Here is a 23,151-nt window from a genome sequence, read left to right on the forward strand (position 1 = left end):
AAAATTGTTTAAAGATTTTCTAAAGTAGTAATCCATGCATTAAATCGTGGTGCTTTTCGCCTTAAATTTTCAAGCCCAATATATTCAGCTAACATACTCCCGTATAAAGTCTTATCATATCCTTTTATGATTCTTTTCAAACGATTTGATGGAGCCGTTTCAAAATGATTATTTATCATTTCTGGGTTTTCATACTTGATAAACACATTTTTCAATTCTTCTTTTCCAACTATTTCTTCATCGTTAAAAAAATTGGAAAAGACATTAATATCATTAAACAAAAGCCCTTCAAATTCATGCAATTGAATGTAAGGGATAAATCTTCTACTGGATGATTCTTCAATATCCTCTTTCATTCCATTCTCTAACTCAAGTATTCTCTTACTCACATCAGTTTTAGCCTGAGCAATCTGCCAATTTGGAAAACTATGTCTGGCCTCCAACCCATAATAATCAATTAATGTTGTAATTAAAGATTTTGGGTCAGATTTTAAAAGATTTTCGATATCCTTTTTTAGAAACTTCCAACTAACAATTCTCCCATTTGACTGCTTGATTTTTGGGGCGGAAATAATTATCCCTTTTGAATAAAAATGCGGATAAAGAAGTGTTTGACAAAATTGTTGTTCTGTTTCGCCTTCGCAAATAATAATTAGTCTTTTCATAAGATTTAACTAAAATTAGGTTGGCCTGTTTCAATTATATTCCTTTTCCACAAATCATCAATGGTGTAATCTTCTAACCATAAGTGCAATGTTTCAGAATCTAGTCTCTTGAAAATACTTTCACCATTTATTTGGTCTACTGTAATAATATCTTCCGGCTCAAAATGACTTATTAAATCAGTAGATTGAGTTGCCAATATTACCTGACAGTCTTTAGAAGCAGCAGATTTCACAAGCCCTGCTAATTTTGCAATGGCAGTTGGATGTAATCCCAACTCTGGTTCATCAATAATTATTGTTTGCGGCAGATTAGGCTGCATGAAAAGTACCGTTAAAGCAATAAACCTTATTGTTCCATCTGACAAATCATTAGTGCCAAAAATTGTTGAAGTAAATTTACTTTGCCACCTTAGCTTTAAATTACCATTTGTCTCAGGTCTAAAAAAGAAATCAAGAAAATAAGGAGCAATTGACTGAATAACCTTTATGATTCTATTGTAAACTATTTTGTTTTCGCTATATATTCCAAATAAAAAAGACGCAAGATTATCCCCCTTTTCGTAAAGAAAGAACTTATCATTATCAATATTAGATTCTTTGTTAAATGGTGAACTTTCACCAGTGTCATGAAAGTGATATTTGAAAAGCTGATCTAAATACTTTTTTAAATAAGTTGCCCTTGGTTTTGTTTGAAACCTTAGCTTTGAATCACCATTTAATGAAGCAATATCTATAGGATTATCTGAAAAAGGATTATTGTCATACCACATTCCCTCTTTGGTAAAAACAAAACCAGCCTCTCCTTTTTTTATTGTAAAAGAATATCCATTGGTAAATTTAGCACCCTTAAATTCTAAATGACTTGATATTTCACTTGTTACCTTATCCCCTTTATGCAAAAAAGTGTCAATACCTTTAAGCGCTACATACTCTCTCAGGCTTCCCCTATATATATGCTTCAAGAAATCAAAAAAAGAAAGAAAATTACTTTTTCCACTCCCATTTGCGCCAATTAAGATATTAATTGGGCGAAGCGGGAGAGATAATTCTTTTATTGATTTGTATCCTTTTATTTCTATTTTTTCCATCTTGATTCTTTTTACTTGAAATTCGCATGCAAGTTTCAAATCTTAACAAATATATAAATTGGCATACATTCTTGCGCAATCTTCAACTTTAAATTAACAGGTGGTGTAATATCCTACCTGTACCCCTCTGCCTGCAAGTAAAACAGCTCGGCATATCTGCCATTTTTCTCCAACAATTCTTCATGGCTGCCTATTTCCAGCATCTGGCCTTTATCAAGTACCAGAATGCGGTCTGCCATGCGGACGGTTGAGAAGCGGTGCGAAATAAGCACGGCCGTTTTGCCCTTGGTGAGTTCTGCAAAACGTTTGAAAACCTCAAATTCAGAACGGGCATCCAGGGCTGCTGTGGGTTCATCAAGTATCACCACGTTGGCTTCTCGCAAGTAGGCGCGGGCCAGTGCAACTTTCTGCCATTCGCCGCCCGACAATTCAATACCTTTGGCAAACCTGCGCCCCAGTGGCTGGTCATATTGCAAAGGTAGTTTTTCAATTACGGCATCTGCCAGACTTTGTCCGGCGGCGCGTTGCAGTTCGGGCTTGTTTTCTAAAGAATCAATATCACCTACGGCTATGTTTTCACCGGCCGTAAACTGAAACTTCTGGAAGTCCTGAAATATCACTCCTATCTGCCGGCGAAGGTCTTCCAGATCATATTCTCTTAAATCATATCCATCCAGTAAAATTCTACCCTCGTCAGGGTCATACAGGCGGGTTAACAGTTTTACCAACGTAGTTTTACCAGAGCCGTTCTCCCCTACCAGTGCCAGTTTTTCACCCACATGCAGCGTAAAACTCAGATTCCGGTTTGCCCATTTGTCAGACCTCGGATACTTAAACCCTACATTCTCAAAAACAAAACCATCTTTAATAGGATTCGGAACAGGTCTCGGATTCGTCGGCGACACAATGTGCGGCTCCATACGATAGAAATCGAACAAATCATTCAGATAAAGCGCTCCCTGAGAAATAGAATTAAACCGGCTCAGAAAGTTCTCAAGAAAAGACTGCAACTGCCTGAACGACCCAGTAAGAAAAGTAAGTGTACCAACCGAAATGGCACCTTTGATGGTATCAAAGACGATAATGCCATAGGCAGAAAAATAGCCCACCGTGCCTATGGTTACCAACAGCGCCCCCCATACCGCGCGGCTGACAGCGAGTTTTTTAGATTCATTAAAATATTGAGTCGACAAGCTGCGGTATCTGTCGACCAGAAAGCCAGACAAACGAAAGAGTTTTATTTCTTTGGCGGTGTCGTCGCTGGCGCCAATGTATCTGAAATAATCGAGCGTTCGTCGCTGGGGTGTCCAGCCTCTTTGTAAAAAATAACTTTTGGCGTTAAAATACAGTTCACCCATAAAGGCCGGAATAACCGCCACCAATAAAAGCAGAATGAGCCAAGGATTAAAAGCCGCCAGCCCCACCATTAAGCTGCCCATCGTTACCAGATCCTGCGCCTGCGTGAAAGTCTGCGATAGTAGCGCCGTTCGTCCGTTTACCTGTTGGCGGGCTCTTTCCAGTTTATCATAAAAGGTGGCGTCTTCAAACTGGGCCAGGTCTAGCGAAGCGGCGTGCTCCATCAGCTTTATTGAAGTTTTGTTGGCAAACATATCACCCAGCAGGCCATCGGTAAGTGTAATGCCCCTTGCCAGTATATCACTAATAATTACAAGGCCGAATTCTGATAAAATAATTAGAATGAGGTGTTGATAATCAGTAGCATGCGTGTTTATTAATACGATAACCTCATCAATAATCAATTTGCCCAAGTATAGCACCAGCAACGGAATAACAGACCGCATGGCACGAAGTACAATATTTCCGACTGTTAATGCAGGTGAGGTTTGATATACTTCTTTAACAAACACAGGCAGGTTGCGGAGCGATTGTAGTCTTTGCCGAAAATTAATTTTCTCTTCTTCTTTCCGTACTTTTGGCATATATATCCTTTAGCTATTTAGTGATTTAGTGAATGAGTGATTTAGCGATTTAGCGGGCAACGTTTGCTGATTTAGTGATTCTAATTTAACGATATGAATGATAAAAAACTACAAAATGTATTTTTTGATTATTTTAAAACTTATCAGCTTGCAATCACTCATTCACTCAATCGCTCATTCACTCAATCACTAAATCACTAAATCAAATAAAAATGCTTACATTTGTTTTATAACCTGATTTGCCAATAACTTTCATCAAAATTCATGAAAATCCTGGTCAGTTGTATACTGATGTGCTGTTTTTCTTCGGCTAAAGCCCAAAGCAACGCCACCGAAACCGAAATCAACGAGCAGGTGTGGTTTCCTTTTATTCAAGCGTATCAGGATATGAATGCCGACAACCTGATGCGTTTGCACGCAAAAGACCTGGTGCGTGTACCGGTTGATGCCGGCAAAATTCTTACCTATCAGGAATACGCCCTGGGGAATAAACAAAGCAATGCATATCAACAGCAGCAAAAAAGAAAACAAAGTATTGCATTCAGCTTTGAAAACCGCATCCATAACGCAACCACAGCCTACGAAACCGGATACTACCGCATAACGTCTACGGAAGCCGACGGCAAAGTAAATCATTATTACGGCAAATTTACAGTGGTACTAAGAAAAACCGAAGGGCAGTGGAAAATTATACTGGATAGCGACACAGGAAAAAATATAACAGAAACCATGTTTCAAAGCGGAAAACAACTCTAATGAAAAAACTTTTTACCAACCTTACTTTCTGGGTACTTACGGCCATTATCTGTGGTGTTTTACTGGGCCATTATAACCCCGGCTTTGCCCTGAAACCCATTCTTGAAAAAGGCATAAAAATAAACCTCTTTGTTTCTGAATTTGAAATAAAAACCACGTTCTGCGAAATGATGAGCAGTGTTTTTATCAGCACCGTAAAACTCTTCATTAATCCTATTATATTTCTTACCATTACGTTGGGTATTATATCGATGGGCGACCTGAAAAAAGTAGGCAAGGTTGGCGCCAAAGCATTGATATACTTTGAGGTAGTAACCACCATAGCGCTGATTGTAGGTGTTTTTGTTGCCAACATTCTGCGCCCCGGCGACGGCGTGGTAACTGAAAACATTAAGGGAGGCGATATCTCTAAATACACCCAAAGCGCGGAGCATTTCAGCTGGATAAAATTTTTCTGGGACAACGTAACCCTGCAGGTGCTGGTAGTTGCCATTGCGCTGGGGGTGTTGCTGAGCAATTACTCCGGCAGGCAGGCAGTGGTTAATTTTTTATCGCCCATTTCAAAAAAAGTTTTCTGGGCGTTGCATAAGGTAATGCTCTTTGCGCCCATCGGGGCATTTGGGGGCATGGCCTTTACCATTGCCAGGTATGGCATTAAAACGCTGCTTCCGCTGGCCAAGCTGATGGCCACAGTTTATACCACCATGGCCATTTTTGTATTTGTGGTGCTGTATTTTATACTAAACCATTACAAAATAAGCCTGTTGAAGTTTCTGAAGTATATCAGAGAAGAACTGCTGATTGTGCTGGGTACATCTTCATCAGAAGCTGCCTTGCCTTCGCTGATGGAGAAACTCGAAAAAATGGGGTGTTCAAAATCGGTGGTGGGGCTGGTGGTTCCGGCAGGGTATTCGTTTAACCTTGACGGCACAACTATTTATTTATCAATGGCCGTAATCTTCCTAGCGCAAGTATTTAATGTGCATCTGGATATTCAGCAGATATTGACCATCATTGGCATCCTGATGGTAACCTCCAAAGGAGCGGCGGGTGTAACGGGCAGCGGCTTTATTGTGCTGGCCTCTACCCTGACGGCCATCAAGGTGATTCCGGTAGAAGGGCTGGCCCTGCTGCTGGGTGTAGACAGGTTCATGTCAGAAGCCCGCGCCATTACCAACTTTATTGGCAATGGTGTGGCAACGGTTTGGATATCGAACAATGAAAATGAGTTCGACCGCAACAAAATGAATCTGGCGTTTAGCAACATCGATAAATTTGAAGACATATTAACCGATAACATCAACAATAAATGAGTAGAAACCACTATGTCCGCCACAAAATGAAAAACGGCAGCCTGGCATCAGGCCTAAAAACCCGATTTTCTTTCCATCAAACAATTAACATTGCTTACCTTTGCCGCCAGAATCAAAATTTATTCGAAATATGAGTTCTAATAAAACACTGAAAGAAGAAGCCTTGCATTACCACGCCAAGGGGCGTCCGGGCAAAATAGAGGTGATTCCATCAAAAGAAACTGCCACACAAAGAGACCTTACCCTGGCGTATTCGCCGGGTGTGGCCGAACCATGTATGGCTATTTATGAGAATCCGGAAGATGTTTACAAATATACCGCCAAGGGAAACCTTGTAGCCGTAATATCTAACGGAACAGCCGTTTTAGGGCTGGGTGATATTGGGCCGGAAGCCGGAAAACCCGTAATGGAAGGCAAAGGCCTTTTGTTTAAAATATATGCCGATATTGATGTATTTGACATAGAACTGAACACCAAAAATGTTGACGAGTTTGTAAGAACCGTGAAGATTCTTGAACCCACTTTTGGTGGTGTGAACCTGGAAGACATTTCGGCCCCTGAGTGTTTTGAAATTGAAGAACGGCTGAAAGCCGAGCTGAATATTCCGGTAATGCACGATGACCAGCACGGCACAGCCATTATTTCGGCCGCTGCGTTAAAAAATGCACTGGAACTGGTAAACAAAAAATTTGAAGATGTAAAGATTGTGATCAATGGCGCGGGGGCTTCGGCCATTTCATGCACGCGTTTGTATAACAGCCTTGGGGCGCAGAAGAAAAACATTTTCATGTTCGACAGCAAGGGGCTTATTCACCCCAGCCGTACGAATCTGGATGGCAAAAAGATTGAATTTGCCAACGATAACCTGCCTGCTGAAACCACACTGGCAGAAGCCCTGAACGGCGCAGATGTTTTTATTGGTTTGTCTAAAGGTAATACACTGAAACAAGAAATGGTGAAGGTAATGGCTAAAGACTGTATTGTGTTTGCTATGGCCAACCCAACGCCTGAGATTTCTTATGAAGAGGCCATGGCTGCCCGTGAAGACATTATTTTTGCCACCGGGCGGTCAGACTACCCCAATCAGGTAAATAATGTGCTGGGTTTCCCATATATATTCAGAGGTGCGCTGGACGTACGCTCGAAAATCATTAATGAAGAAATGAAGCTGGCGGCCGTACATGCCCTGGCAGACCTGGCCAAAAAGCCTGTGCCGGATATTGTAAATATGGCTTATGGCGAAAACAACCTGATTTTTGGCAAAAAGTATATTATACCAAAACCAGTTGACCCCCGCCTGCTTACGACGGTTGCACCGGCAGTTGCCAAAGCGGCTATGGATACCGGCGTGGCCAAGTTTCCGATTAGTGACTGGGAGGCCTACGATACCCAATTATCGAAACGTTTAGGGCAGGATAACACACTTACCAAGGTGATTATCACAAAAGCTAAACAGAATCCGAAAAAACGTGTGGTTTTTGCTGATGCAGAAAACCTGACGGTACTGAAAGCAGCCCAGCAGGTAATAGATGAAAACATTGCCATACCTATTTTGCTAGGTAACGAAAACCGGATTAATCAGCTGGTATTAGAAAACCACATTGATATTGCCGGGGTTGAAATCATAGACCCGCGCGCTGCCAAGCAGGAGCCAAACCTTAAGAAATTCGGTGAGTTATTCTACGAAAAACGCAAACGCAAAGGGTTTAATAAGTTTGAAGCCACAATGGTTATGCTAAACCGCAATTACTACGGTGCCATGATGGTAGAAACCGGCGAAGCCGAAGCCATGATTGGGGGTATGACGCGTAATTATCCTGAGACAATTCGTCCGGCATTGCAGATTGTGGGTCGCCAGGAAGGCTTAAAGAAAGTATCAGGTATGTATATTCTGATGAGCCGTTTTGGTCCGTTGTTCCTGGCTGATACCACTGTCAACTTCAACCCGACTACTGATGAGATTGTAGAGATTACCGAACTGGCCGCTAAAGAGGTAGAGAAGTTTAATATTAAACCCCGTATTGCTTTGCTCACGTACTCTAACTTTGGCAGTGCCGACGGCGAAGATGCAGCCAAAATGCAGAAGGCGGTGTCTATTCTGAAAGAAAAGCACCCGACTATGATAGTAGATGGCGAAATGCAGGCCCACTTACCGTTTGACCTGGACTTACTGAGAGAGAATCATCCTTTCTGCGACCTGGTTGAGGGTGGTGCTAACACACTTATTTTCCCGAATCTTTCGGCTTCCAACATTGCTTATAACCTGGTAAAAGAAATTGCGAACATCGAGAAAATCGGGCCGATTCTTTTAGGTATGAAAAAACCGGTTCACGTGTTGCAGTTGGGTAGCTCTGTACGAGAGATTGTGAATATGGTGGCTATTGCCGTTGTTGATGCGAAGTAGTAAGTTATTTTTGATACGAAAAGTTGTTATCTTTACTGGTAACAACTTTTTTTTATTGATGGTCCTCATCAATTATACTCTATTGAATTTTTTATTCCTCTGTTGTTACTTTTTGCGGAAAAAGTAACCAAAAACCCTCATCATTTAAACTCGCAGACTAGCCGTCCGCCAATAAAAATCTGAAGTTTTTTTGCTTCTTCCATAAATACATTTCCCGATTTTTAATCTTGCTCAGACAGAAAATGATGTTTTAAGGTTGGTAATTTTAGCTGTTATCTCTTTTTCTGCGATTCACTTACTCAGTGAAACTCCGTGCCTTAACTCAGTGCAACTCAGCGGTAAAAAGAAAATTATTCAGCAGGAGCCAGATAATGAAAAGGGGGAATGGGGATATTTCTGAGAACTGTAAAAACTATTACAAACACCACTAAAGGCAATAAAAACCTGCATGAGTAGAAAAACAACGGAAAGGTTTTTCTGCCGGTTATTTCTTCCAGAAATTTTAGGCCAACCAATGGCACAACTAAAAAAACAAGCAGGTTATTTTGTGCGGCTACAGCAAAATGGCCGTGCAACAAGGCATGAAATGCCCGTTGCCCGCCACAACCCAGGCAATATAAACCAGTTACCCGGTGAAAAAGACACTGGAAGTCTGGCAGGAAATTTATGGAAGGAAAGAAAAAATAATAGGTGGTAACGGCCAGTGCCAATACCACCAACAATACTTTAACTGTTGAAGAACCCATATTTTTAACTTTCAACTACAAAAGTACGGGCGGCCAGGTCGTGCAGGTTTTGTTCTTCTTTATTAAATAAACAAATCAGAAACAGCAAACCGCAAAACTGCCCCGTAACAAATTTCACCAGGGCCCTGATAAAGGCGTCGCCCATGGTAAGCGGCTGGCCATTCTCTTTTACTACTTTAATACGCATTATCTGCATGCCCGGTGTGCCCTGTTTAGAAGAAGCAGTAAAGAGGGTATCATAAATTATAGGCGCAATTAAGGCCAGCAAAATAATACCAAATATGCTGATACCGGCAACTGCCAGAGAAGCAATTTCGTCGGGCGATATATCCTCGCTGTTATAAAAACTGCCGTTAAAGCCTAAAAAGGCAAATATTCCACCAAAGGGGATGAGCAGCAAAAACAGACCCATACCGAGTATGAAGCCATCCAGCAAATACGCTACCAGACGTTTGCCAAAGCCCGCAAACTGTACGTTTTTCATAGTAAAAAAGATTTATAGTTCAGATAAGTACTATTAAAAGCCGGAATCCGGGGTACTGTGGTTTCATTGAGCTAACCGTTGGCCACAACCAAACCTAAAGATATAATTTTATATTTTACGTATTCGCTGCAAAATTCTATTTTCAGGTAGCAGAGAATAGAATCTTGTTTATCATTCATCCTCTATAACCAGTGTTCTAACTGCCCTGTCGTGCAGGTTTTGCTGGTTTTTATCGAACATACAAACCATCATCAGTAAATAACACATGGTTGCGGTAATATACTTTACAATAGCCCTTAAAAACGAGTCGCCGAAGTTAACTCTGCCGCCGTCTTCTCTGATTACTTTGATGCGCATGATACGCTTGCCAAAAGTAGCCTGATAAGAGGAAGCCGTAAGAACGGCGTCATAAATAAACGGAAGCAATAAAATAACACCAACCAAACCTAAAATACCAAAAGCAAAAAGGATATCCAATGGCGAGTTGATGCTCTCTGAGTAGTTGTCATAGTCTTTTTTTAATGGAGCCAGCATACCAAAGAACATAATGGCGGAGAAAACCAGCACAATGAAAAAAACAAACATGATGAGGCGGTCAATAAGATGGGCAACCAAACGCTTGCCCAGACTGGCTAATTTAACATTTTGCATTGAAACGGCAGGTTAGTGTTTAGATTCAATAATCTGTAACAGATTCACATAAAAGATGCCTGAGTATGGGGTAGTCACAGTTTTTCAATGCTTCAAAAATAAACAAAAAACCCGGAAATCAAATTTCCGGGGCTTAAAATCTTTCGGTTTTATCAGGCTATATCTTTTACCTTTATTTTTCTGAAAACATCAACGTAGCTTCTGGCGCTGGCATTGAAAACTTTTACACCCAATGCGTTGGCATAGCGTGCCAGTACCTCATAACCATAAAAAGCTTTATGAAGCGAAAAAAACTGTTGGCTCATGTATGATGTTTCGCGGGCGCCAATGGAATAATCTTCATTACCATAAAAGTGGGTGTCGCTTACCAGGAGGTTATTGTTTTCGTCGAGCCTGATGGCCTCATGCCAGGAGTGGTCGGCACCAAAGAGGTAAATCTCCTGATACCCTTTATTAAGTGCATAATATAGCGCTGCTACCAGCACGTTCTGGCATTGGGGCATGGCCAGGCCGCGCTTAAATAAACCATGCACCAGCCACTTATAGCCTGTGGCAATGGTATAATTATAAGGTATAGGTTTGATATTCGGGTTTTCGGCCACCTGACTTCTGAAATAGGCCGACTTCCACATTCTTTTGGGTATGTACAAATTAAGCGGCCAGGTAGTGTTGTCTACAATGCCTCTTAAACCGGTGCGGCCATGCCAGTGGTCGGGGTTCATAAACGCCCAGTCGAGCAACAAATAATTGGCCGGCTTCAGTTGTTTATACTGTTCTGTTACCGAAAACAGATTAACGGCAAAGAGGTCTAGCTGCTGCAAAAACCGGGTGTCTTGCTCAAGTGTTGTTGTAAGCGACGGCCCATTGCCCAATATACCGCAGCGGGTGGCTGTGGTTTTATCTGTTTTCAGGGTGAAATCAGACATAAACAGCACTTTAAAAACAGATACTACACTGCTAAAAAACAAACCGGCTTTTTGCTGAACCGACAATAGGAAGTGAATCATAAACACAAATTTGCCACGAAAGTAGGGCTATTATCAGATTAAATCAAATAAATCCTTCACGCCCAGCATTCTGGTTCTTGTAAAACCCTCACCGAACCTGGCACCGATAGGATGCCCCATTTCCTGCGAACGCGCCTTCAGAAACTCAAAAAACTCAGGGCTGGTGAGGTATGATTCCGGCTCGGTGCTGTTGGGGTCATAAAACTGGCTTTTATACGCACGGATTGACGCCTCTTTGATATCCCAGTAATCAGAAATATCAACCACAAAATCGGGCTTTATGTGGCGGTCCTGAATATAGTTATACAAGTGCTTGGGCCGCCAGGCAGCCTGTAGATTGCCGGTGGCATCGGTAGTTTGTATCATACGCAGGCCCGACAAAAAGCAGGCATCTAATGCCAGAGCCGCGCCTTTGCCGTGGTCGGGGTGGCGGTCTTCAACGGCGTTGGCCAGCACAATATCAGGTTGGTATTTACGGATAACCGATATCAGCTTCATTTGGTGTTCTTCGTCATTTTTATAGAAACCGTCTCTGAAACCCAGGTTTTCACGTGCTGATATTTTCAATATTGCAGATGCTGCTGCCGATTCTGCCGCCCGTATTTCAGGTGTGCCACGGGTGCCCAGTTCGCCACGGGTAAAATCTACGATACCCACTTTTTTGCCTTTGGCAATGGCTGCCGCCATTGTGCCAGCGCATGACATCTCTGCGTCATCAGGGTGCGCAGCCATTACAAGTATATCTAATTTCATCAGGTAGTATTTTTATCATTTAGTGATTTGTTCTTGAACTTTTACTGGCTAGTCTGCCACAGTGGCTGAGTGAATGATTGATTTGATGCTGTTAAATTAATAATCCGGTGATACAAAAAACATAAAATTATTGAAATCAATCTGGCAAAACATCAGTGCAAGCAGGGTAATGTCAGTTCAGGATACACATAGATATAAAAAAAAAGCGGCGCAAATAGTTTCACGCCGCTGCAAATTCTATGTTTTGATGCCTTATCTTATTCTTAGTCTGTAACCAACTCTTAGTTTGGTTCGGGTTGTGATGCGGTTCAGGCGTGTTAGGTTGCTGATGGTAGTATGGTTACGGCCGGCTATTTCAGACAGGGTATCGCCGGGGCGCACCCGTACCCATGCTTTGCGTGTTACCTCTTGCGGCTCTTCAAATTCAAAGTCGCCTTTGCTGGCTCCACCTCTCAAGTAGTCGTACACACGAGAGGTTAAAACAAACTCTGCCGAGTTAATATCAATTTTCTCAGGATTGAAGGTAAAGATATTTTTGGGGTCGAAGGGATTACCCTCATATCGTGTTTCGAAATGCAAATGCGGCCCTGAACTACGGCCGGTACTTCCACCCTTGCCAATTTCGTCGCCTGCTTTTACAACTGTATTGGGTTCAAAATTAATTTTAGACAAGTGTCCGTAGAGGGTTTCAAGGCCATTATAGTGGCGCACAACCACACACCTGCCATAACCACTATGGTAACCAGCCACCCGAATAATGCCATCAAATGCCGCATAAATAGGCTCCCCTGTATCCAGGTCAAGATCTATACCAGTGTGCCAACGGCGCCAGCGCCAGCCAAATTGCGAATTGGTAATACCCTTGCTCATAGGCCCGGCCCAGTATCTGCCCTGTGCAATATCATACAGTTGGATAGGCACTACTTCTTCGTAGTCTTTGGCATCAATGCCATAAGGGTCTATTACGTTGGTGTTCCAGACAGAAAAATAGCTGGCAATACTTACCATGTCGTCGCTGCCGGCAAATTTGGCTACCTCTTCAATTTCAACAATCTGCACTTCACCTTCATCAATGCTTGATGTATCTTCATGCACGGCGGTGTTCAGCTCTTTGATAGGCTCAATTTTCAGGTTTGAGGCCTTCTCGTTTTTTGAGGCCTGAAACTCATTAATAAAGCGCAGCTTAGGTTCTTCCTCAAAGCTAAACTCGTCGTCCTGTTTCTGATTTTTACTCTGATTTTTGCTTTTGGCATCCTTCTGAGATGAAGGAATATTGGGTTTGTTGATTTTAACGCCCCGCTCACGCGACTGGCCGAAGCTAGCAACAGCAAATAACAGTAAAGTGGGTAGGGTAAAAAATGCCTTCTTCATTTGGGAGTAAATTTTAGGTAGCCCTATCATACAGGCCGGGCTTTGAAACCCGGCCTGTATGCAAGAACAATATTAGGCATTTCTGATTTTTAATGCAAATCTTTCTCGGCCAAATATCGCTCGGCATCAAGGGCTGCCATACATCCTGAACCGGCTGCCGTTACCGCCTGACGGTAGATTTTGTCTTGCGCATCGCCACAGGCAAAAACACCTTCAATGTTGGTTCTGGCACTGCCTTTAATTGTTTCAATATATCCGGCTTCATCCATATTCAGAAAACCGTCAAAAATTTGCGTATTAGGCTGATGGCCAATGGCCACGAAGAAACCGGTTACATCCAGTACTGATTCTACCTGTGTCTGGGCATTTTTAATTCTCACCCCGGTTACGCCGTCAGTTCCTAAAACTTCAAGGGTTTCTGTATGATACAGAATTTCAATGTTAGCTGTATTTTCAACACGCTTCTGCATAATTACCGAGGCTCTGAACTCGCCCTTACGCACCAGCATGTACACTTTTTTACAAAGTTTTGATAAGTAGTGTGCTTCCTCGCAGGCGGTGTCTCCACCCCCTACTATGGCCACTGTCTGGCCTCTGAAAAAGAAACCGTCGCACACGGCACAGGCCGAAACCCCGTAGCCGTTCAGGCGTTGCTCAGACTCCAACCCCAGCCATTTGGCTGAAGCGCCCGTTGCAATAATAACGGTTTTAGCCACAATTTCGTGTGTGTCGTCAATAATAACTTTATGTGCCAGCGGCGTTGAGAAATCTACTTTGGTAGCCATACCCCAGCGGTTGTCGGTTCCGAAGCGCTCTGCCTGTTTTTTAAAATCTTCCATCATTTCAGGGCCCATAATGCCATCAGGATACCCGGGGAAATTTTCAACATCTGTGGTAATGGTTAGTTGACCTCCCGGCTGACCACCCTGATACATAACCGGTTTCAGACCTGCTCTGGCTGCATAAATTGCGGCTGTATAACCAGCAGGCCCCGAACCTAAAATCAACACTTCTACTTGTTCTTGTGCCATTCTATTGTTAATCGTGAATTGTAAAACTTAGTATTTTTTCAGCAGCCATTTCAGCCGCTGATACATGAACATTGATTGAAAGGCACAAAGTTCATCAAATTTGGTGTGATAGGCAAGTTTAGAGAATTTTCATTTCAATACGGCGGTTCTGGCGGCGGTTTTCATCGGTATCATTAGGCATCAGCGGCCTTGCTTCGCCGTAGCCTACTGCTTTCAGCCTGGTGGCGGCTACCCCTTGTGCCGTAAGATATGCCACCACTGCCATAGCTCTTTTTTCTGAAAGCGCCTGGTTGTCTGAGTCTTTTCCTATGTTATCGGTATGCCCGGAAATCTCAACCATCAGACCGGCGTTCTGTTGCAGCAGCTGCAGCAATTTATTCAGTTCGGCAAAAGACTCGGGCTTTAATGTGGCCTTGCCCGAATCAAAAAACAGGTTGTTCAGCACTATATTTACTGCTTTTCTGACAGGCACAAGCATTATCGTAATTTGTTTACCGTCTGCCTCTGTTTTCTCCGAGAAATCGAACGAAAGGCTTTTGCTGAAATAGCCAGGCCTGCTTACAAACAAACCAAAATGGCTGCCATTGGGTAGCACGGCCGTGAAATCGCCCGTTTGTTTGTCAGCTTTTAGGCGGTTTACAAGGCTGTTGGTTTTTAAATCTATCAGTTCAATATCGGCATCAATGGTTTTTTCGGTGGTGGCATCCTGCACAATCCCTTTTACATAATTTACCCTGCTGAATTTACGGCTTAGTTCGTCGGGTATTTCAAACTCAACCAAACGCGTAGACCGCTGGTTGTCGGTAGAATAATAGCCTTTTTTGCCGTCGGAGGCAATAAATAAAGCGGCCTGGTCAAGATGATTATTGAGCGGATACCCCAGGTTTTCGGGATGGGTGAAACCATTGGCTTTTCGTTCGGTAAGGTACAGGTCAAAGCCTCCCATGCCTATGTGGCCATCTGAAGCAAAAAACAAGGTATGCCCGTTGGCATGTATAAACGGCGACACCTCGTCTCTGGCTGTATTAACCAGAGCTCCCAGATTGACGGCGGGTGTCCACTGATTATTCATAAATTCGCTCATCCAGATATCTTTTTCACCAAATCCGCCTTGCCTGCGCGACGAAAAAAACAAAACGGTGCCGTCATTTGACAGGCTGGGCTGAGACTCCCACTCGCGGGTGTTAATGCTCATGCCCATGTTTTCAGGGGTGCTCCAGTCGTTGCCGGTTTTTCTTGCTATATATAAATCACAGCTTCCGAAACTGTCTCGGGCATCGCAGCTGGTAAAAACCAGCGTGCGGCCGTCGGCAGATATACTGCACGTACCCTCATTGGCAGCGGTATTGATACGGGCCGATATACTTTGCGGCTTGCTCCATTGGTTGTTGGCCAGCGTAGAAAAATACAGATTTTCGTCGCCGGATTCAGACCTGGCCGTAAAAATGAGGGTTTCGTTATCGGCCGTCAGTACCGGAAAATACTGATTACTGCTGAAATTGACTACATTGCCCATATCTGCAGTTTTGATGTTGATTTTTTTGCTTTTGGCAGCAAGTGCAAACTGGCAGGTTTCAAGCTGGCGGTTTAGCTGTTTTATTATCAGGCTGCCGGATGGCGTATTTTTAAGGGCAAATTCGAGCAAAGTGCGTGCTTTTTCGTAATCGCCGCTGCGCAAGGCCCGCGTGCCTATGTAGGTATGTGCTTGCCTGAAGGCGGGGTTGTCAGGTTTAAAATGAATGGCTTTTGTATAATATTGCAGTGCAAGTGCCTCTTTTCTGGCTACTTCATTGATTTGCCCCAGCTTAAACCAGGCATCGGCATAGGTGGAGTCTTTTTCTGTGGCTTTCAGAAAGGCCGTTGCGGCCTCGTCAGTTTTTCTGGCTGTGTAGCTCTTAAGTCCTTTGTCGAACCATTCTTTTGCCTCCTGACTTTGTGCCGACAGCGTTTCAGTGAAGCCACAAAAAAACAACAGTAAAATCCACCGATTCATTTTAAAACAGTTTTATACATAAACGTATGGTTTTGTTGCTTATTTTTGAGGGCTAAAAATTACCTGACTATTTACGGTTAAATTTAACAGAATGCTTCATTTATATCTTAAATCAATACATATTATAGGTTTTGTGTCGTGGTTTGCCGGGCTGTTTTATCTGGTGCGTATGTTTGTTTATTACGCAGAGGCCGAACAGAAGCCCGAACATCTGCGCGAGGCTTTCAAGCAGGAATACATACAGTTACAAAAAAGAGCCTATAAAATTATTTGCAACCCGGCCATGATGCTCACCTGGACGTTCGGTATCCTGATGCTCATTAACTCGCCGTATTTTTTACAACAAAGCTGGTTGCACGTAAAACTTACACTGCTGGTATTGCTGACAGGCTACCACATTTTTTGTAAAAAAACCGTTGAGCGCTTAGAAAAGGGCGAAAAATATATGGTTTTCAACTCTTTTCAATACCGCTTGTTAAATGAGCTGCCTACGCTGTTTCTGGTAGCTATTGTATTGCTGGCCGTAGTAAAAAACCTGCTTAATTTTTTATATCTGTTTGGGGGCGTGCTGGCCTTTGGGGTTTTGCTGTTTGTGGCGGTAAAGGCCTACAAGAAGCACCGGGAAGGGAAAGTTTGAAGTTTATTGAAAATATGAAATAAACAGAGGCCTCTCAACCCTTTAAAAGATTGAGAGGCCTCTGTTTATTTGACAATGTCTTTTATTTAATCGGGAAACTGACACCTACATTAATGGCCACGCCAGTATTACGGAAAGTGGTTGATGGCTCTTTGGTTACGTCAGTAAATCCATGCATATAGCGTACGTCTGTATTAAGCCATACCTGGTTTTTAATGCGGAAATTGAAACCTGCACCTACCTGTCCGCCGAAATCTACCTCATTGCGCACGTCCATACCGTTCGAAAGTTTTTTACCATTGTTATCGGTAGCAGAGGCAAGGAAGCCCAGATACGGCCCGATAAACAACTTAGGGCGAACGGCGTCGCCGTATTCACCAAAATAATATACCCCTGATACCGGCACCTGTATGTAGTGCAGGCGCTCAAGATTCGAGCCGTTGTTTACTTTTGTACCCAATTGCGAGTAAGCGGCCTCGGCCATTACTCCCCAATGATTTTTGGCATAATTCAGAAACAGGCCGGCGTTAACCCCGGTTAACATATCAAAAGTTTCAACTTTAGGGTTATACGTTGTAAAGTTTACACCCACCTTTGGCCCCCATGATAAGGTTGTTTGAGCAAAGCCCGTAAAAGACATGGTAAGTAAAGCACCTAATTAAAACAATCTGGTTTTCATGACAAGTAAATTTTAATGGTTTATTCATATTTGTTTTAACCATTAAAAAGGGTATTCCACCAGCAGATGAATTTACACTATCTCTTCATTTATAAGCTGTTAACCCCGCACAGACCGTAAGAGAAAAGACAAAAACGTAGAAATATTTCTACAAAACATACTTAATCAGTAAACAGCCAGCTGTTTTCAATAAGGCCGTTACGATAAAACTGTATAAAAGCCTTTAGTTTATCGGCATAAACTTGGCCGTTTTTGATTTTAACTTCCTGCTGGTTGCGGGCATCAAATGCCTTGACTTTGTCGTCGGCAGACATCTCAAAATAAACCAGATTTTTATTGTCAATTTTTGTAACCAGACGAGCCACCTGCGAATTATAATGAAGCGCCATACCCTGCGTGGGCGCAAAAACAGATTCGCCAAAAGGTAACACACCTGCCTGCTCCAGGTGCAGGTAGTCTAATATGGTTGGCATAATGTCTGTATGCTGGCATACCTTGCCTGGCCTGGCCACCCTGCGCAAACCGTTTAACTGTTGCTGGTCGGGATGAAAAAGAATTAAAGGAACACGGTATTCGCCAAGTGCCGACGCATAAGCAGGTTCGGTGTTCATCTGGGTGTGGTCGGCGGTAATAATAAATAAGGTGTTCTTATACCAGGGCTGCTTAGCGGCGGTTTCAAAAAAACGGCGAAGTGCGTAATCGGTGTATCCGATGCTTTCGTGTACGTCGGCAGTTCCTTTCGGAAACCTGCCCGTATATTGTGCCGGAATGGTATATGGGTGGTGCGAACTGATAGTAAACACACAGCTCACAAATGGTTTGGTTTCTTTAGATAACTCACCGGCAAAGTATTGCAGGTAGGGTTCATCAAAAATACCCCAGTTGTTATCAAAGTCACGTTTCAACAATTGCGCCGGGTATTGGTCCATACCACAGTATCTGCCAAACCCCGCCTGTTGAGAGAAACCCTCAAAACCCATTGAGCCGTTTCGGGCTGCATGAAAAAAAGAAGAGCTGTAATTGGCTTTTTCAAGCATATTACCTAATCCATAAAAATTGTTCGACTGATAAGACGTGGTAATGAATGGTTCGTCAATGAGCTGCGGAATAGCTGATGTAATGGCAGGCATGGCAATGATTGACTCGCGCCCGTTGGCAAAGCAGTTTTCATAAAAAACACCCCCGGTAGCCAGTGAGTCAAGAAACGGCGTGTAGCCCTTGTACCCGTTTTTGTAGCCCATGTATTCGCGGGCGAAACTCTCAAGAATAATCACCACCACATTCTGCTGAGGCCGGCCGCCAATATTGGCGGCATCTATATTAAACCCTCTGGCGCGTTGTATTCTGCCAGCAAGCTGTTTTTCGGTTTCGTTAAAAAAGTTTACCTTTTCAGTTCCTTTGGCGTCAATGGTGGTCAGAAACGTAAAGGTGGTGTTGAGTGCCAGGTTGCCCAGACGGTTATTATGCTGGCTGAAAGCCTGGTTTATCCGCAGGGGTTTCTCCTGAAACCCACCTCTGAAAACAATAATGCTGATACCCAGTGTAAGCACCCAGACAGCCACTTTTACGTACTTGTTTCTGAATATGACGTCGTTTTCGGCATATACCCTTACCATATTGATGCGGGCGGTTGTTGGGGTACCTTTTATAAACAGATAGCTGACAACACCCCAGATAAGCAACAGATACCAGTAAGCGCCCATGAGGTTAAAAGCCTGCTGGCCGATGTCGCGGATGATTCCAAAAACATCAAAAATAGTGCGGCGGCCAATGAATTTGTAATATTCAAAGTCGGCAATATTTATCCAGAAAAAAACGATGTTGGGTATCCAGTAAAGGTATTTTAAAAAGACCTGATACCTGGGCGTATCTACAAACCTGAAAGGCAAGAGCGAACACAGGGTTAGCAATGAGTTGCTGATAAAAATAGCCGACAAGTCAAACGGCAGGCCAACCAGAAAAGATTCTCCGATGGCGCCAAAGCCAAGATTCTGAAAAGCATACAGATTAAAAACTACAAATAGTACTCTTAAAATAGTGTAAATAACCAGCAGCCAGGCCAATCGCTTGAACCAGACAATTAAATGTAAAAAATTCATAGTGGTTTTGTAAATTTGAGCAAAAATACCGGTTTTTTATTTCTGTATTACCAACCAAATCAAAACCGGCTAAAGAAACATTTATGGACCTTCAGACATTTAAAAGCACACTTTCGGCAACAAAAGTTCCGGAAGGTATATCTCCGTTGTTAAAAGCGCTCTGGTACGACTATAACAGCAACTGGGAGGCCGCCCATAATGTGGCCCAAAGCAAAGAAGGCACCCGCGATTACGACCGCCTGCACGCTTACCTGCATCGCAAGGAAGGCGACCAGTGGAACGCCAATTACTGGTATCGGCGGGCTGGCGAAAGTATGCCTGCGGTGTCGCTGGAAGCCGAATGGGAATTACTGGCAGAGAGATTAACCAAAAAATAAATGTACTTTTGCCATCACAACCGAAAACGAGGGGATTTAAAAGATTATGAATTATTTATCGGCTGAAAACATCGGCAGAAATTTAGGAGAACGCTGGCTGTTCAGGAATCTGACATTTGGGATTCTGCAAGGCGAAAGAGTGGCTTTGATTGGAGCCAATGGCTCGGGGAAATCGTCTCTGCTGGATATGATTGTAGGCAAAACCGACATAGATGCCGGGCAAATAAGCATCAGAAAAGACATAAGAACCGGGTATCTTGACCAAAGCCCCGACTTACCCGCAGGCAAAACAGTGCTTGAAACCATTTTTGCTTCTCAAAACGCACTAACGGCGGCCATTAAAGAATATGAGCTGGCACTCAACCTGCATGATGATAAACGGCTGGCCGATGCCATAGAAAAGGTAGATACCCTGAAAGCCTGGGACTACGAGGTAAAAGTAAAGCAGATTCTGGCCAAGCTGGGTATTACAGATTTTGACAAGCTGATTGGCAATTTGTCTGGTGGGCAACAAAAACGCGTGGCGCTGGCACGAGTGCTGATTGAGGAACCTGATTTTCTGATTCTGGATGAGCCTACCAACCACCTTGACCTGGACACCATTGAATGGCTGGAGGGCTATCTGTCGTCATCAAATATTACATTGTTGCTGGTAACGCACGACCGTTATTTTCTGGACAAGGTGAGTAACCGGATACTTGAGCTTGCCGACAACCAGATTTATAAATATACGGGTAATTACAATTATTACCTTGAAAAAAAAGAAGCACAGGAAGCCGTTAATGCAGCTACTCAGAAAAATTACCGGAATTTGCTGCGCAAAGAACTGGAATGGATGCGCCGCCAGCCCAAGGCAAGGGGTACGAAGTCGCAGAGCCGAATTGATGCTTTCTATGACCTGAAAGACAAGACAGTTAAGAAAGGGCCGGAAGAAAAACTGGAACTGAGCATGAAAATGGAGCGCATGGGTAGCAAGATTATTGAGATAAACCATGTGAGCAAAGCATTTGATACCCATAAGGTAATTGAGGAGTTTTCTTACACCTTTAAAAGAGGCGACAGAATAGGCATTGTAGGCAAAAACGGTATGGGTAAAACTACCCTGCTGGAAATAATTACCGAGAAAATAAAGCCCGATATGGGGCGGGTTGTAAAAGGTGAAACCATAAAAATTGGTTATTACTCGCAGGAAGGGCTTGATTTTAAAGACGACCAGCGCGTTATTGACGTAGTACGTGAGATTGCCGAATATGTAAAAATGGCCGATGGCACCGAGCTTTCAATCTCTAATTTTCTTACCTTGTTTCTGTTTCCGCCTGCTATGCAATACAGCTTTGTGCATAAACTGAGCGGCGGCGAAAAAAGACGCCTGCAATTGCTGAAAATACTGGTGCAGAACCCGAATTTTCTGATTCTGGATGAGCCAACGAACGACCTGGACATATCGACACTGAATGTGCTGGAAGATTTTCTTATGAATTTCGGGGGTTGTTTGCTGGTGGTATCGCACGACCGCTACTTTATGGATAAAATAGTAGAACACCTTTTTGTTTTTGAAGGCAAGGGGTACATTCGCGATTTTCCCGGTAATTATACCGACTACCGCAACTGGAAAGAAGAACAACCTGAGCCGGAAACCGAAGGCGCAGCGGCATCTAAAACTCAGGCCACCCCTACTGCCGCACCCAAACCTGAAGTAAAGCGCAAACTGAGCTACAAAGAACAGAAAGAATATGAAGGGCTTGAAAAAGAATTAGAAAAACTGGAGCATACCAAAGTTCAATTGCTTGAAAACATGAATTCGGGTGGTGGGTCTCATGAGCAACTGGCACAATGGGCCAAAGAATTTGAGAATATAAACGAAACCATTGCCGAAAAAGAAATGCGCTGGCTCGAGCTATCAGAACTGGCCTGAAAGAAGCATTATTCAACCATTATATAATTATTACCTATGAATTTTTCCAAATTTATTCTTGTTCTTTGCTTAGGCGTTTCGTTTGGCAGTTTCGGGCAGGCAAAGGGTATACCGGTGCAGCAATACAACCACGTGGGTTTGTATGTAAAAGACCTGCAGGCCAGCGCTAAATTTTACCGCGAAATAATAGGTCTGCAACCTTTAGGCGTGCCAGACAACCTGGTGGCTATCCGCCGGTGGTTTCAGATTGCACCGGGGCAAGAGCTACACTTATTATTAGGCAGAAACGAACCTGTTACCAATAACGATAAAAACGGAGGGCATTTTTCATGGACTATTCCGGCCAAATCTGCCGACAGCATTGAGGCATATCTGAAAGAAAAAGGGGTGCCGTATCACCGGCAGCAACGATTCGACGGCGCTTTTCAGATTTATATTACAGACCCCGACGGCTACGTTATTGAACTGAACGAGCCAAAGGCACAATAAATATCCACTAACGATTTAGTACAACCAAAAAGAATTTCTGATGGAGCAGATAAATGAATGGTTTAAGTATTTGATGGATTCGGAAGAGTTAATCCGAACGGGTGGCCTGGTAGCAATAACCATGATAATCTTTATTGAAAACGGTTTTTTCTTCGGATTCTTTTTACCGGGCGACTACCTGTTGTTTCTTTCGGGCGTCTTTTGTGGTACCCGAACGCTTGAAGTGCCGCTTCCGTTGTTACTTACCTGCATTTTTCTGGCGGCAGTTTTAGGCTCTTTTGTAGGGTATTTCTCGGGCTGGTATTTCGGAGACCGGATTCAGGCCAGGCCAGATTCGCTGTTTTTCAAGAAAAAACATATTGAAAGCACCCGTAAGTACTTTAATAAATATGGTAGCCAGACCCTTATCATTGCACGCTTTCTGCCTGTGGTGCGCACATTCTCGCCGATTCTGGCTGGTATTGTAAAAATGAAGTTTTACAAGTTTACCATTTTTAATATTATAGGTGGGGCTATCTGGACTCTTACGCTGGTAGGCGGAGGCTTTTATTTTGGAGAGAAATTTCCGGGTATTGTCAACTACGTAGAATACATAATTATTTTCTTTCTGGCCATTACCACTTTTACTGTTGTGCGTGGCTACTTAAACGCCAGAAAAGAAATGACAGAGACTAAAGAATAAAAAAACTGTTGCCCCGGCCAGGCAACAGTTCATAAAATTGTGGCAACATTTTGCCGGTTTATTCACAGCTA

Annotated in this window: 21 protein-coding genes; 8 read left to right on the forward strand and 13 right to left on the reverse strand. The window is 43.1% G+C overall.

Annotated elements, in window-relative coordinates:
• Positions 1 to 8: 8 nt before the first annotated feature.
• The 3 genes from C0V77_RS09170 to C0V77_RS09180 form a co-directional block, all read right to left on the reverse strand.
• Positions 9 to 665 (reverse strand): DUF4276 family protein, encoded by a 657-nt coding sequence (locus C0V77_RS09170; protein ID WP_101726060.1) that lies wholly within the window; start codon positions 663 to 665, stop codon positions 9 to 11.
• Positions 666 to 670: 5 nt separating this feature from the next.
• Positions 671 to 1,753 carry an AAA family ATPase gene (locus C0V77_RS09175; RefSeq protein ID WP_101726061.1) on the reverse strand — a complete coding sequence of 361 codons (1,083 nt, stop codon included), beginning with the start codon at positions 1,751 to 1,753 and terminating at the stop codon, positions 671 to 673.
• A gap of 113 nt (positions 1,754 to 1,866) precedes the next feature.
• Positions 1,867 to 3,693 (reverse strand): ABC transporter ATP-binding protein, encoded by a 1,827-nt coding sequence (locus C0V77_RS09180; RefSeq protein ID WP_101726062.1) that lies wholly within the window; start codon positions 3,691 to 3,693, stop codon positions 1,867 to 1,869.
• A 264-nt stretch (positions 3,694 to 3,957) separates the two neighbouring features.
• Here C0V77_RS09180 and C0V77_RS09185 point away from each other — a divergent pair, with 264 nt between their 5' ends.
• The 3 genes from C0V77_RS09185 to C0V77_RS09195 all read left to right on the forward strand — a co-directional run bounded on the left by C0V77_RS09185 (position 3,958) and on the right by C0V77_RS09195 (position 8,166).
• Positions 3,958 to 4,449 (forward strand): DUF4440 domain-containing protein, encoded by a 492-nt coding sequence (locus C0V77_RS09185; protein WP_101726063.1) that lies wholly within the window; start codon positions 3,958 to 3,960, stop codon positions 4,447 to 4,449.
• Positions 4,449 to 5,762: a cation:dicarboxylate symporter family transporter gene (locus C0V77_RS09190; RefSeq protein ID WP_101726064.1), complete on the forward strand. Its 1,314-nt coding sequence runs from the start codon at positions 4,449 to 4,451 to the stop codon at positions 5,760 to 5,762. The genes C0V77_RS09185 and C0V77_RS09190 overlap by 1 nt, the downstream gene beginning before the upstream one ends.
• 130 nt (positions 5,763 to 5,892) lie before the next feature.
• Complete coding sequence (locus C0V77_RS09195) at positions 5,893 to 8,166, forward strand: NADP-dependent malic enzyme (protein WP_101726065.1); 2,274 nt, start codon at positions 5,893 to 5,895, stop codon at positions 8,164 to 8,166.
• A 350-nt stretch (positions 8,167 to 8,516) separates the two neighbouring features.
• Here the strand turns inward: C0V77_RS09195 and C0V77_RS09200 are convergent, their stop codons facing one another.
• The 8 genes from C0V77_RS09200 to C0V77_RS09235 all read right to left on the reverse strand — a co-directional run bounded on the left by C0V77_RS09200 (position 8,517) and on the right by C0V77_RS09235 (position 16,202).
• Positions 8,517 to 8,912 (reverse strand): DUF2752 domain-containing protein, encoded by a 396-nt coding sequence (locus C0V77_RS09200; protein ID WP_143706039.1) that lies wholly within the window; start codon positions 8,910 to 8,912, stop codon positions 8,517 to 8,519.
• A gap of 4 nt (positions 8,913 to 8,916) precedes the next feature.
• Positions 8,917 to 9,396, reverse strand: coding sequence for an RDD family protein (locus C0V77_RS09205; RefSeq protein ID WP_101726067.1), 480 nt, complete (start codon positions 9,394 to 9,396; stop codon positions 8,917 to 8,919).
• 171 nt (positions 9,397 to 9,567) lie between these two features.
• The gene (locus C0V77_RS09210; protein WP_101726068.1) at positions 9,568 to 10,047 is read right to left on the reverse strand and encodes an RDD family protein; all 480 of its coding nucleotides are present in this window, start codon (positions 10,045 to 10,047) and stop codon (positions 9,568 to 9,570) included.
• Between the two features lie 152 nt (positions 10,048 to 10,199).
• Positions 10,200 to 11,054: a hypothetical protein gene (locus C0V77_RS09215; protein WP_101726069.1), complete on the reverse strand. Its 855-nt coding sequence runs from the start codon at positions 11,052 to 11,054 to the stop codon at positions 10,200 to 10,202.
• 33 nt (positions 11,055 to 11,087) lie between these two features.
• Positions 11,088 to 11,807, reverse strand: coding sequence for a bacillithiol biosynthesis deacetylase BshB1 (gene bshB1, locus C0V77_RS09220; protein ID WP_101726070.1), 720 nt, complete (start codon positions 11,805 to 11,807; stop codon positions 11,088 to 11,090).
• 252 nt (positions 11,808 to 12,059) lie between these two features.
• Positions 12,060 to 13,178, reverse strand: a complete 1,119-nt coding sequence (locus C0V77_RS09225; protein WP_101726071.1) for a M23 family metallopeptidase — start codon at positions 13,176 to 13,178, stop codon at positions 12,060 to 12,062.
• Positions 13,179 to 13,267: 89 nt separating this feature from the next.
• Positions 13,268 to 14,209 (reverse strand): thioredoxin-disulfide reductase, encoded by a 942-nt coding sequence (gene trxB, locus C0V77_RS09230; protein WP_101726072.1) that lies wholly within the window; start codon positions 14,207 to 14,209, stop codon positions 13,268 to 13,270.
• A 118-nt stretch (positions 14,210 to 14,327) separates the two neighbouring features.
• On the reverse strand, positions 14,328 to 16,202 hold the full coding sequence (locus tag C0V77_RS09235) for an OmpA family protein (protein WP_101726073.1): 1,875 nt from the start codon (positions 16,200 to 16,202) through the stop codon (positions 14,328 to 14,330).
• 91 nt (positions 16,203 to 16,293) lie between these two features.
• Here C0V77_RS09235 and hemJ point away from each other — a divergent pair, with 91 nt between their 5' ends.
• Positions 16,294 to 16,839 (forward strand): protoporphyrinogen oxidase HemJ, encoded by a 546-nt coding sequence (hemJ, locus tag C0V77_RS09240; protein WP_101726074.1) that lies wholly within the window; start codon positions 16,294 to 16,296, stop codon positions 16,837 to 16,839.
• 82 nt (positions 16,840 to 16,921) lie between these two features.
• Here hemJ and C0V77_RS09245 read toward each other — a convergent pair whose 3' ends face one another.
• Together C0V77_RS09245 and C0V77_RS09250 are read right to left on the reverse strand one after the other, a co-directional pair.
• The gene (locus C0V77_RS09245; protein ID WP_101726075.1) at positions 16,922 to 17,479 is read right to left on the reverse strand and encodes a porin family protein; all 558 of its coding nucleotides are present in this window, start codon (positions 17,477 to 17,479) and stop codon (positions 16,922 to 16,924) included.
• A 200-nt stretch (positions 17,480 to 17,679) separates the two neighbouring features.
• Entirely contained in the window at positions 17,680 to 19,617 is a 1,938-nt protein-coding gene (locus C0V77_RS09250; protein WP_101726076.1) for an LTA synthase family protein, read from the reverse strand.
• Positions 19,618 to 19,700: 83 nt separating this feature from the next.
• On the opposite strand from C0V77_RS09250, the gene C0V77_RS09255 reads away from it, so the two are divergent.
• The 4 genes from C0V77_RS09255 to C0V77_RS09270 are packed head-to-tail and all read left to right on the forward strand — an operon-like array spanning position 19,701 to position 23,080.
• Positions 19,701 to 19,994: a hypothetical protein gene (locus C0V77_RS09255; protein WP_101726077.1), complete on the forward strand. Its 294-nt coding sequence runs from the start codon at positions 19,701 to 19,703 to the stop codon at positions 19,992 to 19,994.
• Between the two features lie 46 nt (positions 19,995 to 20,040).
• Positions 20,041 to 21,909: an ABC-F family ATP-binding cassette domain-containing protein gene (locus C0V77_RS09260; protein WP_101726078.1), complete on the forward strand. Its 1,869-nt coding sequence runs from the start codon at positions 20,041 to 20,043 to the stop codon at positions 21,907 to 21,909.
• 36 nt (positions 21,910 to 21,945) lie between these two features.
• Positions 21,946 to 22,398, forward strand: coding sequence for a VOC family protein (locus C0V77_RS09265; RefSeq protein ID WP_101726079.1), 453 nt, complete (start codon positions 21,946 to 21,948; stop codon positions 22,396 to 22,398).
• Between the two features lie 40 nt (positions 22,399 to 22,438).
• The gene (locus C0V77_RS09270; protein ID WP_101726080.1) at positions 22,439 to 23,080 is read left to right on the forward strand and encodes a DedA family protein; all 642 of its coding nucleotides are present in this window, start codon (positions 22,439 to 22,441) and stop codon (positions 23,078 to 23,080) included.
• Positions 23,081 to 23,151: the final 71 nt, after the last annotated feature.

The sequence above is a fragment of the Emticicia sp. TH156 genome, assembly GCF_002855535.1.
Classification (GTDB): Bacteria; Bacteroidota; Bacteroidia; order Cytophagales; family Spirosomataceae; genus Emticicia; species Emticicia fluvialis.